Origin of the sequence: Streptomyces sp. CG 926, from assembly GCF_003148825.1 — a bacterium.
Lineage (GTDB): Bacteria > Actinomycetota > Actinomycetes > Streptomycetales > Streptomycetaceae > Streptomyces.
Window position 1 is genome coordinate 173,974 of record NZ_QGGZ01000004.1, and the last position, 13,444, is coordinate 187,417.

Below are 13,444 nucleotides of genomic sequence, written 5' to 3' on the forward strand. Positions count from 1 at the left end.
GTCACTCGGGCTTACCCGCCCCCGGGATCGCGTCGATCGCGGCCAGCAGCTCGGCGTCCAGGGGGCGGTCGGCGACGGCCGCGTTGGCGCGTACCTGCTCGGGAGAGGTGGCTCCCGCGATGACGGAGGCGCAACCGGGCTGGGCGGAGAGCCAGCCGATGGCGAGTTCGAGGACGGTCCGGTCGTGCTTCTCGGCCAGCGCGGCCAGCGCTTCGACGACGTCGAGGCGTGCCTCGGTGAGGTACGCGTCGCGGCCTTCGAGCCGGGAACCGGCCGGTACGGGCGCACCCCGGCGGATCTTGCCGGTGAGCAGGCCGTTGGCGAGCGGGAAGTACGGGAGCACGCCGACGCCGTAGTGGCGGGCCGCCGGAACCAGCTCGCGCTCGACGGACCGCTCCAGCAGCGACCACTCGTTCTGTGCCGATACGAAGGGGACCGAGCCGGTCTCGCGCGCGATGTGGGCGGCTTCGGCGAGCTGCCAGCCGGAGAGGTTGGAGTGGCCGATGTACCGGACCTTGCCCTCGGTGACGAGTTCGGTGAGCGCGGCCAGGGTCTCGGCCATCGGGGTGGCCGGGTCGGGGCTGTGCAGCTGGAAGAGGTCGATGTGGTCGGTGTCGAGGCGGCGCAGGGATTCCTCGACGGCACGCCGGATGTAGGCGCGGCCACCGCGGGAGCCGGCGGCGGGCCCGTACTTCATGTCGACGCCGTCGTAACCGAACTTGGTCGCGAGGACGACCTGGTCGCGACGGCCCTTGAGGGCCTGCCCGAGGTGGACCTCGGAGCCGCCTGCGCCGCCGTAGATGTCGGCGGTGTCCAGGAGGGTGATGCCCGCGTCCAGAGCGGCGTCGACGACGGCCCGGGTGGCCTGGGCGTCCAGTCGGCCGCCGAAGTTGTTGCAGCCGAGGCCGACGGCGGAGACCTGCAGTCCCGAACTGCCCAGGGGGAGATGGCGCATGCGTTTCGTTCCTCCGACTCGACGGACAAATGATCAACCGACTGGTCAGTCTAGGTCGCCCGACCGGGCGTGGGACCGGAATCGGTACGGCCCGGTGTGAACGCCGTGTGACACCCATCGGCGACACCCATCGGCCCGCCCGCCGGCCCGCCCGCTCCCGCGCGGAATCCCCTACAGGAGGCGGACGGCGCCGGGCGACGGGGACGCCGTCGTGATGCGGGGCGGTGCGAAGTCCGCGCGGAGGAAGGCGTTCGTCACCGCCCGGGTCACCGCCAACTCGGCGTCCGCGTCGATCAGGGACAGGGCGGAGCCGCCGAAGCCGCCGCCGGTCATGCGGGAGCCGTACGCGCCCGCGGCGTTCGCCGTGGAGACCGCCAGGTCCAGTTCGGGGCAGGACACCTCGTAGTCGTCGCGCAGCGAGAGGTGGCCTTCCGTGAGGAGCGGGCCCGCCTCGCGCAGCCGGCCCGCGCGCAGCAGTTCCTCGGTGCGCAGGACCCGTTCGTTCTCGGTCACCACGTGCCGGACCCGCTTGCGCCCGACCGGGTCCGCGAGGCGCGGCAGAGTCTGTTCCAGTTCCTCGTACGGGAGGTCGCGCAGGGCGGGCAGGCCCAACTCCTCGGCCGCCCGGTGGCAGGAGGCCCGGCGCCGGGCGTAGGCCCCGTCGGCCAGTGCGTGCTTGACCCGGGTGTCGATGACGAGGAGGCGTAGGCCGGCCGCCGCGCAGTCGAAGGGGATGTGGCGCCGGTCGAGGCTGCGGGTGTCCAGGTGGAGGGCGTGTCCGCCGGTCGCGCAGGCCGAGGCCGTCTGGTCCATGATCCCGCAGGGGACGCCGACGTACGCGTTCTCGGCGCGCCGGGCGAGTGCGGCCAGTTCGGTGCGGGTGAGCGCGATCCCGTACAGGTCGGTGAGAGCCAGCGCGGTGGCCACCTCCAGGGCGGCGGAGGAGGACAGGCCTGCGCCGGTCGGGACGTCGGACCGTACGTGCAGATCGGCGCCGCCGACCGGAAGTCCGGCGTCCAGCAGGGCCCATGCGACTCCGGCGGGGTACGCGGCCCAGCTCGCGGGGCCCTGTGGCGGGTGCGCCGGTTCGAGACCGGCGAGGTCGAGGGTGACCGCGCCGGAGGGTACGTCGGCGGAGTGGACCCGCAGGGTCCGGTCGGTGCGGCGGGCGGCGGCCACCTCGGTGCGCTGCGGGAGGGCGAAGGGCAGCGCGAAGCCGTCGTTGTAGTCGGTGTGCTCGCCGATCAGGTTGACCCGGCCCGGGGCCGCCCAGACCCCCTCGGGCGGGTACCCGTACAGCTGCCGGAAGCCGTCCTGTACCGACCGGCCGGATTCGCCCGATGCGTTGGACCCGCTCACGCGCTCGCCACCTCCCGCAGCCGCGCGGCCGCGTCCTCGGGCCGGACGTCGTTCATGTAGGCCTCCATGCCGGACTCGGTCCCGGCCAGGTACTTGAGCTTGTCGGCGGTCCGGCGGATCGTGAAGAGCTCCAGGTGGAGCGCGAAGTCCGCCCGGCCCTCGCCCGTCGGTGCCTGGTGCCAGGCGGAGATGTACGGGGTCGGCTCGGGCCGGTCGAAGAGCCGGTCGAAGCGGCGCAGCAGCTCCAGGTAGACCCGGGGGAACTCGGCGCGGGCCGCCTCGCCGAGGGCGGGCAGGTCGGGGACCCGGTGGCGGGGGTAGAGGTGGACCTCGTACGGCCAGCGCGCCGCGTAGGGCACGAAGGCGCTCCAGTGCTCCGTTTCGAGGACGACACGGGTGCCTTCGGCGCGCTCGGCGGCCAGGACCTCCTCGAAGAGGTTGCCGCCGGTGCGCTCGCGGTGGGCGGCGACGGTGGCGAGCATCCGGGTGGTGCGCGGGGTGACGAAGGGGAAGGCGTAGATCTGGCCGTGCGGATGCGCGAGGGTGACGCCGATCTCGGTGCCTCGGTTCTCGAAGCAGTAGACCTGCTGGACACCCTCGCGGGCGGAGAGTTCGGCGGTGCGGTCGCTCCAGGCGGCGAGGACGAGCGCGGCGCGCTCCTCGTCGAGCTCGGCGAAGGAGGTCAGGTGGTCGGGGGTGAAGCAGATGACCTCGCAACGGCCGGTGTCGCCGGCGAGCGAGGGGAAGCGGTTCTCGAAGACGGCCACCTCGTAGTCGGGGGCCGGGATCTCGCTCGCGCGTCCTTCGGTGGAGGGACACAGCGGGCAGGCGTCGGCGGGCGGGTGGTAGGTGCGCCCCTGTCGGTGGGCGGCGATGACGACCGGGTCGCCGAGCAGCGGGTCGCGCCGTACCTCCGGACCCTTCGCGGTGTCCGGCGCTTCGAGGGGACGGGTGTCGGGGACGGCACGGGCGGTGGCGCCGTCCCCGGTGGCGTAGTAGAGGATCTCGCGGCCGTCGGCGAGGTGGTTGCTCGTGCGCTTCACGGGAGGAACTCTCTCACTGGGCGGTGACGACCGTTGTGCGGCCGGGGGCGGGCCGAAGGCGCACCGGCGGTGTGGTGCCGATGCGCTCCGGTTTCGAGAACAATGATCGCGTTCTCGTCCGCCGCGTCGTGCCCGAGGTGCTCCCTGGGCGGATCAGTCCTCGTAGTCGTACTTCACGCCGATGCCCAGCGTGCTCCGGGTCGGCAGGAGCCCGGCGCCGACGATGTCGAGGACCGGCGGGAGGAGCAGGTCCGCGAGGCGTGCCACGTCCTGCGGGGTCAGCGCCGACCACGGCTCCGAGGCGAGTTCGTCGGTGAGCCTCTCCACGGCGGTGCGCAGCGCCAGCCCGGCTTCGCTGACCGCGCCTTCCTCGGCGAGCAGGCCCCGGGAGGCGAGCCGCTCGCGCGCGGCGTCCCACTCGTCGGCGGACCAGCGGCGGCTCTCGAACCATTGCGCCGGTGCGGCTCCGACAGCCGACTGCAGGACCAGGGACTCGACCGGGTCGAGGTGGTGGGCCTGGAGGGCGACGAGGTGGCCGTCCCCGCGGTGCTCGCGCAGGATCGTCGCGGCGTGCCAGAGCGCGGCGTGCGGTGCGGTCGGCCAGGGCAGGGCGGCGTTGGCGGCGGCCAGCGGGCGCCCGCCGGTGCCGGCGGCCTCGGCGGCGCGCCGGGCGAGGTCGGCGGCCTCGGCCAGGTCCGGGGAGGCGGTGCGCTCGCCGAGCAGGGCGTGCAGGGAGCGGTCGACGGCGACGGCGCGGGCCTCGAGGACCCGGGCGGGCTCCGCGGTGTGCCAGGACCGGGCGAGGTAGTGGTCGACCATGCGGGGGCTGAAGCTGTAGAAGAGGGAGCCGACGAGCCCCGCTCCGGCCGGGCCCAGCGGCGCGGCCCGGTAGGCGAAGTACATCGGCCACCGGTCGTCGGTGGCGTAGCCGAGCGCGCCGGCCTCCTCGTAGGCCTCCGGGGCGAAGTAGACGACGGCGTGAACCGGTTCGAGCAGTTGCCACAACTGCCGTACGGTGCCCGGTCGGTGTGTGTCGGTGTAGGTCATCTCGCGTTCCCCCGTGGTCGATTGATCGCCGACCCTACAGGGGTCGTTGCGCGCGGCGACGAGGGCCGTCGGGGGGTGCTTCGTCGCGCCCGGACGGTTCCGGGCAGCCGGTGGAAGCGTGGGCCCGAGCATCACATAACGTGCCTCGCATGGATCAGCAGTACATGGCCGGGCCCGCCGCGGACGGCGAAGGCGCAGGCAGGCGGTGGTTCCTCGGGATCGCGACGGGCGCGGCCACGGCCGCGGGGCTCGGAGCCGTGGCCGGATGCTCGAACGACGACCGCGACGGCGGATCGGCGAAGGGGTCCGGGGCGGAGTCCGGGGCGGAGTCCGGGGCCGCTTCGGAGTCCGCCGCGTCCGGCGGGCAGCGGGCGCCGGCCGGCACGCACGGTCTCGACGTCAAGGCCGAGAACGCACTGCCGGGCCACGCCGACTGGCCGGTGGGCAAAGCCGGCCCGGCGCGGGCCGTCGAGGGGTTCGCGGACAAGGTCAGCGTGCTGCCCGGCGAGTCCTTCGGGCTGCACGTGTCGACGACCGCGCCCCGGTTCACCGTCTCCGCCTACCGGATGGGCTGGTACGGCGGCGCTCGCGCGCGTCTGGTGTGGCGCTCCGAGGCCCTGCCCGGGACCCGGCAGCCGGAGCCCACGGTCGACGCCGGGACCAGGACGGTCCGCACGCGGTGGGCCCGTAGCGCGACGGTCGAGACGAAGGACTGGCCGGAGGGCAGCTACCTGCTGCGGCTGGACGCGCAGGGTGGTGAGGGCCGGCGTTTCGTCCCGCTCACCGTGCGCTCCGCGACGACCGCCGGCCGCACCGTCGTGGTCAACGCGGTGGCCACCTGGCAGGCGTACAACCGGTGGGGCGGCTACGGCAGCTACGACGGTCCCGGCGGCGGATTCGCCTCCCGTTCCCTCGCCGTGAGCTTCGACCGGCCGTACGAGTACGACGACGGCGCGGGCCTGTTCCTGGTGTACGAGGCGCCGCTGATCGCGCTGGCGGAACGGCTCGGCATCCCCCTCGCCTACACGACCACCACCGACGTGGCGCGTGAGAAGCGGCTCCTGGAGGGAGCGGCGGCGGTGCTCTCGCTCGGGCACGACGAGTACTGGTCGCCGGAGCAGCGGGCCCATGTCACGGCCGCCCGCGACGCCGGTACCAACATCGCGATCCTGGGCGCGAACTGCTGCTTCCGCCGGATCCGCCTGGAGGCCTCCGACCTGGGGCCGGACCGTACGCTGGTCTGCTACAAGTCCTCCTACGAGCAGGACCCGGGATTCAAGCGGGGCCAACCCGCGACGGTCGACTTCCGCTCGGCGCCCGGCGCGGATCCGGAGAGCTCGCTGCTCGGCGTGATCTACGACGGCTATCCGGTGGACGCCCCGTACGTGGTGACCAACCCCGGGCACTGGCTCTTCGAGGGCACGGGCGCGCGGGCGGGTGACCGCTTCGAGCACCTGGTGGGGGTCGAGTACGACAAGGTGTCGACCGGTTTCCCCACGCCCCGGCCGATCGAGATACTGGCCCACTCCCCCGTGGTGTGCGAGGGACGGCCGAGCCACCAGGACACCGCCTACTACACGGTGCCGAGCGGGGCCGGGGTGTTCGCGACCGGCACGATGCGGTGGGTGGAGGCCCTGGACGCGACGGGCGACGGCAGCGGCGGACGCAACCACGGTCTGGACGCGCGCTCGGGGGCGCTGACCACCCGGGTGACGGAAAATCTCCTGCGGGTGTTCGCGGCGGGTCCGGCCGGCCGGACCCGCCCGGCACAGGACAACGTCAAGGCGGTGTACGGGAGTTCGTGAGGCGCGGCGCCGGGTGCGGACCGGCCCGGACGGGCGCGGAGAGGTGGACTTCGCCCGAAGGGGCCGGCTAGGATCGTGATCACGGCATCGCGTGTCGGTCACCGACCGGGTGAGGCATGGAGGTGCCGTGACGTGCCTTTCGGAGGCATCCACCCATGTCCGTCCAGCTGAACCACACGATCGTCCACTCCCGTGACAACCGGGAGTCCGCCACCTTCCTGGCACACATCCTCGGCCTGGAGGTCGGGACCGAGTGGGGACCCTTCGTCCCCGTCGAGACCGCGAACGGCGTCACCCTGGACTTCGCGACCGTCCCCGCCGAGTCCCTCACCGTGCAGCACTACGCCTTCCTCCTCTCCGAGGAGGAGTTCGACGTGGCGTTCGCGAAGATCCGGTCGGCGAAGGTCCCGTACTTCGCCGACCCCCACGGCCGGCATCCCGGCGAGATCAACCACAACGACGGGGGTCGCGGGGTGTACTTCACGGACCCGAACGGCCACGGGATGGAGATCATCACGCGCCCGTACGGCTACCAGGAGCCGGACGCCGCGTAGCCCCCGACCGAGCGGGCGCGCGGTGAGGTACGGGCCCTGCTCGGCCCTCACCGCCGCCGGCCTCGCAGACGTGGACCCGTCACCCCGTATCGGCGCTTCCACGACGGGGACCTGCGTATCGGCTGACGTGGCGACCTCCAGGACCTCCCCTGTGCGGACCACGCACCTTGGACACCTGACTGCCTGCCTGCCTGACCGACTGCTGTTCCTCGGATCCTGCCCGGCGCGTGCGTCATGACCTGCCGATCGGCGATCGAGAGCGGTGAGCGAGGGCGGCCGGGGCGGAGAGGTCCAGAGATCGCAACCAGCCCTTCTCCGGAGGCCGAGGGCGAAGGACAGCCCTGGAAAGCACAGCTCAGCGGCCGAAGGCCCACAGCCCGAACTGGCGTGGACATTACGGTCCGTCCGGTGTGCGTTCGTCCGGTCGAGACCCGGAGCGCATGGACCGGAGCCTGCGTGCACGGATCGCAGCAGCCGGCACACGAAGCGCTTCAGCCCGGCCGACAGCGCCGACGCGCAACACATTTCGGGAGTTCCGAGGTCGCCGTTGCCGGCCTCACCACGGGCCATATGCCAGAGGCAGGAGGGCACTCCCGCTACGTGCCCCGATGCCGGGCTCGCCCACTTTGATGACCGAATACCGCTCTATCGAACCGTGTGGCCGATTCTGAAGCCACGCTGTTGTCATGCGGTCGGCAGCGGGCAATGCTCGCTTCTCGTCCAGTCCGACCATCCGTCCAGGAGCCGAGATGTGACACCGGATGCCCTTCCGCATAACAGGGCCGAACGGCCCGGTGCGGAATTCAACTTCTCGACCGAGTTCCTCGAACTCACCTGCAACGCCACCCGGAGGAGCTCCGGGGACGCTTTTCGTACCGACCCCCCGCGCGGCCCCGACCTACTCTCATCGGCTCGCCGCGTTCCCCTCCACCGTGCCGCTCTCCCGCATGCCCGCATGCCCGCATGCACCGAATCCACAGCAGAAGGAGTTCTCGATCCACATGTACAAACGCTCGGGGTTTCTCGCCCTCACCACGGTGGGTGTCGTCCTGTGCACCGCCGGTCTCGCACCCTCGGTCAGCCAGGCGGCCGGCAGCGCCGACGGCGGCAGTGGGTCCTACGCCGAAACTCACGGCCTGACCGTGGATGACATCGGGCATATCAACGCACTGAACGAAAAGGCTCTGACTGCAGGTCGGCCGGACGATCCGACGGGAGGATTACCGCCGAGTGCCACCGAGTCCCACGGAGCCTCCACCTCGGCCGACGACAGGGTGACACCTCCCGCCGAGCCGCTCGGCAGCATGCCTGACGCGTACCGGGCCCGCGGTGACAGGGCCGCCACCGGTATCAGCAATTACATACGCAAGTGGCAGCAGACCTACAGTCACCGCGACGGCCGACCTCAGCAGATGACCCAAGCCCAACGAGAGCAGCTGTCCTACGGATGCGTCGGCGTCACTTGGGTCAATTCGGGCCCCTACCCGACGAACAAGCTGGCCTTCGCGTCCTTCGACGAGGACCGCTACAAGGACGCTCTGGAGAACACCGGCCCACGGCCGGGCGAAACGCGGGCCGAGTTCGAGGGACGCATCGCCAAGCAGAGCTTCGACGAGACCAAGGGGTTCGACCGGGCTCGTGATGTTGCGTCCGTCATGAACAAGGCTCTGGAGAACGCCCACGACGAGGGCACCTATCTCAGCAACCTCAAGGCAGAGCTCACGAAGAAGGACGACGCCCTTGCCGGGGAAGACAGTCGTTCGAACTTCTATTCAGCCCTGAGGAACACGCCTTCCTTCAAGGACAGGAACGGGGGCAACCTCGACCCGTCCACGATGAAGGCGGTCATCTACTCGAAGCACTTCTGGAGCGGACAGGACCCCAGGGCCTCCTTCGACAAGAGGAAGTACGGCGACCCGGAGGCCTTCCGACCCGACCGGAACACAGGGCTGGTCGACATGTCGAAGGACAGGAACACCTCACGCAGCCCCGCCAAGCCCGGCGAGAGCTACGTCAACTTCGACTACGGCTGGTTCGGTGACCAGAAGGAAACAGCCCCCGACAACACCATATGGACCCACGCCAACCACTACCACTCGCCCGGCGGCGCCATGGGACCCATGCAGGTGTACGAGAGCAAGTTCCGCAGCTGGTCCAGCGGTTACACGGACTTCGACCGCGGAACGTACGTCGTCACCTTCATACCCAAGAGCTGGAACACCGCCCCCGCCAAGGTGAAGCAGGGCTGGCCGTAGCATCCCCCCTCACCACGAACGCACCCTTCGCGGTGGCGCCCGGAGGCGTGAGCGATCCCGGGCGCCCTTCGAAGGCTCAGCGCGTGGTGCGGCCGCCGTCGGCGAAGATTCCGGCAGCGGCGAGTCCGCCCGGCCGGCCGAGCGTCCCGGCCGCCATGGCGGGTATCAGCCCCTCGCACGTCACCCAGGCATTCCGCGCGTCCACCGGCCGGTGGCCCACGCATGTGTCCCGGATCACTCAACCTCACCGCCCGTCCAGGTCGTCGAGAGAGTGACCATCAAGGAGGGCACATGCAAAGTGCTGTCGGTGAGACGGAGTTCGCCGAGTTCACACGGGCCCGCTGGGGGCCTCTCGTGCGCTTCGCGTACGGGCTGACGTTGGACGTCGGCCGCGCGGAGGACCTCACGCAGGAAGCATTGGTGCGCTTCTGGCGCATGCGCGGCAGGGTGGCGGTCGAGCGGCCCGAGGCCTACGTGCGTCGCACGCTCGTCAACCTGGCCGTGACGGCCGGGCGGCGTCGCTGGTGGAGCGAGCGGGTCCTCGGACGCGTACCCGGACACGACCGCCGCCCCCGGCACGGACCCGAACCTCATTCCCGGCGCCCCGTGCGGAACGCCGTCCTCGGCTCTGGGCCGTCCGGTTGCGCCCTCGTCGTCGCCGCCCCCTTCGAGTACGGCCCGCTGAACGGGACAGGGGACATGCCGTACATCGCGCGCCGAGCATCGTCGTGCGGTGGCCGCGGTGGCCGCGGTGGTTCCGATCGCCCTCACCCTCATCGGAGGCGCCGCTTCGGCGGATCTCGTAGCACCGACGGGTGTTCTCGGCGGTGTCCGGCGGGGTGAGGCGCGGCCGGGTGGGTGAGAGTCAGGGGCGGGTGTTGGTGAGGGTGTCGTCGAGCCAGTCGTAGATGCGGGCATTGGCGAGACGCATGGCGCCGGGGTGGCAGTGGGCGCCGGCGCCTTCCTCGGCGGTGAAGAGCATGAGGGTCTTGGGACAGGTGAGGTGGTCGTAGAGCTGCTCGGGCTGGCCCTGGAAGAACATGTCCTCCTCGGCGTCGCAGACAAGGGTGGGGCACTGGATCCGCTCGGCAATCCCGCCGGCGAGGGTGTAGTCGAGGTAGGAGGCGTTGAAGGCGCGGGGGGTGTCGACCCCCATGACGTACATGCCGTGGTTGAGCGCCCAGCGGGCGATCGGGTCCTTGGCCATGATCTGGTCGATGGCGGCGTCGAGTTCCGGGGCGGAGTCCGCCCGCAGGAGGCGTTCGGCTTCCTCGCGGTCACCGGGGATGTTACGGACGGAGGTCTGGCCGAGGTCGTAGAGGCCGTCGACGGCTATCACCGCGGCCAGCCGGTGTTCGAACGCGGCGGCCCTGGGGGCCAGGACTCCGCCCATGCTGAGGCCGAGCAGCGCGATGCGGCTGTTGTCGACCTCCGGGATCGTCTCCAAGAAGTCGATCACCGGAGTGATGACGTTCTCCCAGTCGGGGCGGAAGACGAGGCCCTGGTGGTGGCGCGGCCCGGGCATGCCGGGGCCGTCGAAGGCGAGCACGGTGTAGCCCCGCTCGACGGCGGCCATCGCCCCGAAGAAGTGCAGCTCCTCGGCGGTGCCGTCGAAGCCGTTGTGCATGATCAGCGTCGGCCGGGGGGTGCCCGAGTCGTCTCCCCGATAGAGGTAGCCGGGCAGCGTGGTGTTCTCGTAGGGGATCAGGACCGGCTCGATGCGCGGGGAGGCGTAGAGGGCCGCGGCGGCCTTGAAGCACTCCACCGAGCGGTCGTAGGCGTGGTCGTGGCGCGGGTCGCAGTCCTTGCCGTGCAGGAAGAACTCCGCCGACCGGTAGTAGTTCGAGGCTCGCAGGAACCCGTCGCGGGCGCTGACCCGGTGACCGGCCGCAAGCGCCTTCTCGGCCTCCGCCGACACCCGGCCGGCGGTCGCGAACCACTCGGTGTACCAGCTGTCGTAGTCGCCCTCGGTGATCCGTGCGGCGGTGGAGACGACCTCGCCGAAGTCGGCGCCGCCGTAGGCGATGTGGCTCATCGAGCGCAGGGTCTCGTACCAGAACTGGATGTTGTTCGGGAACAGCAGCTGCTTCATGGCGGTCTCCTCCGGCCGGAACAGCAAGCACAGATCTGTGCTTGCGAGATCGACTGTAGAGCCTTGCTCGATCAGAAGCAAATATCTGTGCTTAAGATGGAGAGGTGACTCAGAAACAACCGGCCGCCCGCATCCGAAGGACCCCCGAACAGGTCCGCGCAGCCGTCCACCAAGCGGTTCTCGATCTCCTCTCGGCGCCGGAGGGCGAGGAACTGACCATCCCCGCGATCGCGCAGCGCGCGGGCGTCAACCACACCAGCCTCTACCGGCGCTGGGGCAGCCTCGACGCGCTGCTGGCCGACACGGTCACCACCCGCCTCGAGCGCAACTCGCCCCTGAAGGACACCGGCACCCTGCGCGGCGACCTCATCGCCTGGGCCGAAGCCGGCGTCGCGAGCATGCACACACCTGAGGGGCACGCCCTCGTACGCGCCGTCGTCCTGTCCATGCCGAGAGGCGCCCAGGAGCGGAACGAGCGCGCCCCGCACTTCCGTCGCCGCATGCATTCCATCGAGCAGATCCGCGAGCGGGCCATGGCCCGGGGCGAGGACCCGCCGCCGCTGGAGCAGCTTCTCGACCAGCTGATCGCACCCTTCTACATCCGGGCGATCTTCGGCATCGGGGTGCCGGCCACCGGCTACCCACAACTCCTCGTGGACAGAATCCTCGGCAGCGCCGGCGGACCCACACATACTTCTCGGTGAGCTCCGCGGCGATTCGGGCCGGGGGCGCGCCTCATGCCCCTGCGGCGGTCATCCGCTCCATGACGGCGACCGGCAGCACCGGGTTCCGGGCCGCGGCCTGTGCCGTCTCCTCCTCGCCGAGCAACTCGACGAGAAGGGGTACGGGCACCCGTGGATGCCGCGCCGCCATCGCGCGTACCCCACTGTCCGGGTCGTCCAGCAGCCGTGCCACCGAATCCGGCGAGAGCCTGGGGTCGGTGGCGGCGCGCAGCCGTACCTCGACGTCCTCGTCCTCGCTGAAGCGCTCCACCAGGTCGGCCGTCGAGTCCGGGTCGTCCAGGGCCAGTTGCCGCAGCCGCGGATGCGGGTCGTCGGCGTACCGGAGCAGGTCGCGCCGCGGGAAGTTCGGGTGCCCGTAAGGCCGGTCGGGGGTGGAGTAGCTTCCGTTCCACCACTGCCACACCGCCAGCAGCAGCTCCGCCGGGGCGTCGTCGCACCGCTCGGCGAGGAAGAGCCGTACGACCCGGTCCTCGTCCCGGGCCAGCCGTGCCACGACGTCCGGCGGCAGTCGCCGGGCCGTCGCGACGCTGCTGCGCAGCAGGAGGTGCGCGGATGCCGCGAGTCGGCGCATGGCTTCCTCGTCCTCGTGCAGTGCCTCCACCCACGCGACCGTCCGTCGGCTCGTCCGAGGATCGATGCCCCCCGGTACGGTGGCCCGCCGCTCCTCCGTCAGCTCGGGGCGCGTGGACACGGCGAGTCGTACGTCGTGGTGGGGGTCGGCGGCGAGTACGTCGACCAGGTCGGGCCCCAGGTAGGGGTTGCCGGCCAGGATCCGACGCAGCCACGGGTCCGGGTCCGCACAGAGCCGCAGGGCGAGGTCCGGATCCAGCCGGTGGCTCCCGACGAGGTGGCGGTTCCCGGACGCGGCATCGAAGAACTCGGCCGTGAGCGGTACCTCCTCGTGCCGGGCGAGCGTGACGGCGGTCCGCACGGCGGGGGCGGGGTCGGCCGCCGCCCGGGCCCGGGCCGCGTCGCCGAGGTCACGCCATCCGGCCTCGAACGCCGCGGCCCGCACCTTCGGGAGCGGGTCCGCCGACAGGGCGAGGCGCAGCGGGAGCGGCAGGGTCGCCATCCGGGCCAGTTCCTCCCGGACCGGGCCGAAGGGGTCCGCGGCCAGCGTCTCGTACGCCTCCCGCGTCAGCCCGCGCCCGGACAGGGCCGCGACCTCCAGGAACAGTTGGCGGCGGGCACCACCGGTTTCGCCGAGCACCAGCCGCGACCACTGGGCGGCACAGAGCCCGAGGGACGCGGGTGCCTCGGCGAGCCGACCGCGCACCCGCCGGTCGGGGTGGTCGACCGCGGCGTCGACGACGGCCGGCGACAGCTCGCGCCGTGCCAGGAGGTACGGGGCCGCGTCCGGGTGATCGAGCAGCCGGATCCGGATGCGGTCCGGTGCGGCCGCGTTGAAGCTCAACCCCTGCGACCAGGACCGCCGAAGCCGCGGCGCGGCCTTCGGCCCCCAGTCCCGATCCAGCCATCGGTCGTCGAAGCCGTGTACGTCTGTACCCATTCCGAGGACGGTAGACGAACTCGTCCCGTCCCGTCCGGAGCGGGGAAACAGCGACGCCCGGCCGGGAGATGCACTCTCCGC

At 71.5% G+C, this 13,444-nt stretch carries 12 protein-coding genes; 5 read left to right on the forward strand and 7 right to left on the reverse strand.

Annotated elements, in window-relative coordinates; all coding sequences use genetic code 11:
* Position 1: 1 nt before the first annotated feature.
* From BCL76_RS12880 to BCL76_RS12895, 4 genes are all read right to left on the reverse strand, one after another.
* On the reverse strand, positions 2 to 955 hold the full coding sequence (locus tag BCL76_RS12880) for an aldo/keto reductase (RefSeq protein ID WP_109779618.1): 954 nt from the start codon (positions 953 to 955) through the stop codon (positions 2 to 4).
* A 171-nt stretch (positions 956 to 1,126) separates the two neighbouring features.
* Positions 1,127 to 2,314 (reverse strand): galactokinase, encoded by a 1,188-nt coding sequence (gene galK / locus BCL76_RS12885; protein ID WP_109779619.1) that lies wholly within the window; start codon positions 2,312 to 2,314, stop codon positions 1,127 to 1,129.
* A complete protein-coding gene (gene galT / locus BCL76_RS12890) occupies positions 2,311 to 3,357 on the reverse strand; it encodes a galactose-1-phosphate uridylyltransferase (protein WP_109779620.1) in 1,047 nt (348 codons plus the stop codon). Before galT ends, galK begins: the two co-directional genes overlap by 4 nt.
* Before the next feature lie 153 nt (positions 3,358 to 3,510).
* Positions 3,511 to 4,404, reverse strand: a complete 894-nt coding sequence (locus tag BCL76_RS12895; protein ID WP_109779621.1) for an SCO6745 family protein — start codon at positions 4,402 to 4,404, stop codon at positions 3,511 to 3,513.
* A 149-nt stretch (positions 4,405 to 4,553) separates the two neighbouring features.
* Here BCL76_RS12895 and BCL76_RS12900 point away from each other — a divergent pair, with 149 nt between their 5' ends.
* The 3 genes from BCL76_RS12900 to BCL76_RS12910 all read left to right on the forward strand — a co-directional run bounded on the left by BCL76_RS12900 (position 4,554) and on the right by BCL76_RS12910 (position 9,018).
* Positions 4,554 to 6,209 carry a N,N-dimethylformamidase beta subunit family domain-containing protein gene (locus BCL76_RS12900; protein ID WP_258309597.1) on the forward strand — a complete coding sequence of 552 codons (1,656 nt, stop codon included), beginning with the start codon at positions 4,554 to 4,556 and terminating at the stop codon, positions 6,207 to 6,209.
* A gap of 155 nt (positions 6,210 to 6,364) precedes the next feature.
* Positions 6,365 to 6,763, forward strand: coding sequence for a VOC family protein (locus BCL76_RS12905; RefSeq protein WP_109779622.1), 399 nt, complete (start codon positions 6,365 to 6,367; stop codon positions 6,761 to 6,763).
* A gap of 932 nt (positions 6,764 to 7,695) precedes the next feature.
* Positions 7,696 to 9,018, forward strand: coding sequence for a protein-glutamine gamma-glutamyltransferase (locus BCL76_RS12910; protein WP_258309598.1), 1,323 nt, complete (start codon positions 7,696 to 7,698; stop codon positions 9,016 to 9,018).
* 76 nt (positions 9,019 to 9,094) lie between these two features.
* Here BCL76_RS12910 and BCL76_RS38920 read toward each other — a convergent pair whose 3' ends face one another.
* Positions 9,095 to 9,256, reverse strand: coding sequence for a hypothetical protein (locus BCL76_RS38920; RefSeq protein ID WP_181382532.1), 162 nt, complete (start codon positions 9,254 to 9,256; stop codon positions 9,095 to 9,097).
* Positions 9,257 to 9,309: 53 nt separating this feature from the next.
* Between BCL76_RS38920 and BCL76_RS12915 the strand changes: the two genes are divergently transcribed.
* Positions 9,310 to 9,861 carry a sigma factor gene (locus BCL76_RS12915; RefSeq protein WP_109779624.1) on the forward strand — a complete coding sequence of 184 codons (552 nt, stop codon included), beginning with the start codon at positions 9,310 to 9,312 and terminating at the stop codon, positions 9,859 to 9,861.
* 22 nt (positions 9,862 to 9,883) lie between these two features.
* Here BCL76_RS12915 and BCL76_RS12920 read toward each other — a convergent pair whose 3' ends face one another.
* Positions 9,884 to 11,110 carry an alpha/beta hydrolase family protein gene (locus tag BCL76_RS12920; protein WP_109779625.1) on the reverse strand — a complete coding sequence of 409 codons (1,227 nt, stop codon included), beginning with the start codon at positions 11,108 to 11,110 and terminating at the stop codon, positions 9,884 to 9,886.
* Between the two features lie 104 nt (positions 11,111 to 11,214).
* Here BCL76_RS12920 and BCL76_RS12925 point away from each other — a divergent pair, with 104 nt between their 5' ends.
* Positions 11,215 to 11,814, forward strand: a complete 600-nt coding sequence (locus BCL76_RS12925) for a TetR/AcrR family transcriptional regulator (protein ID WP_109779626.1) — start codon at positions 11,215 to 11,217, stop codon at positions 11,812 to 11,814.
* Positions 11,815 to 11,845: 31 nt separating this feature from the next.
* On the opposite strand, the gene BCL76_RS12930 is transcribed toward BCL76_RS12925, so the two are convergent.
* Entirely contained in the window at positions 11,846 to 13,363 is a 1,518-nt protein-coding gene (locus BCL76_RS12930; protein WP_109779627.1) for a PE-PGRS family protein, read from the reverse strand.
* Between the last annotated feature and the right edge of the window lie 81 nt (positions 13,364 to 13,444).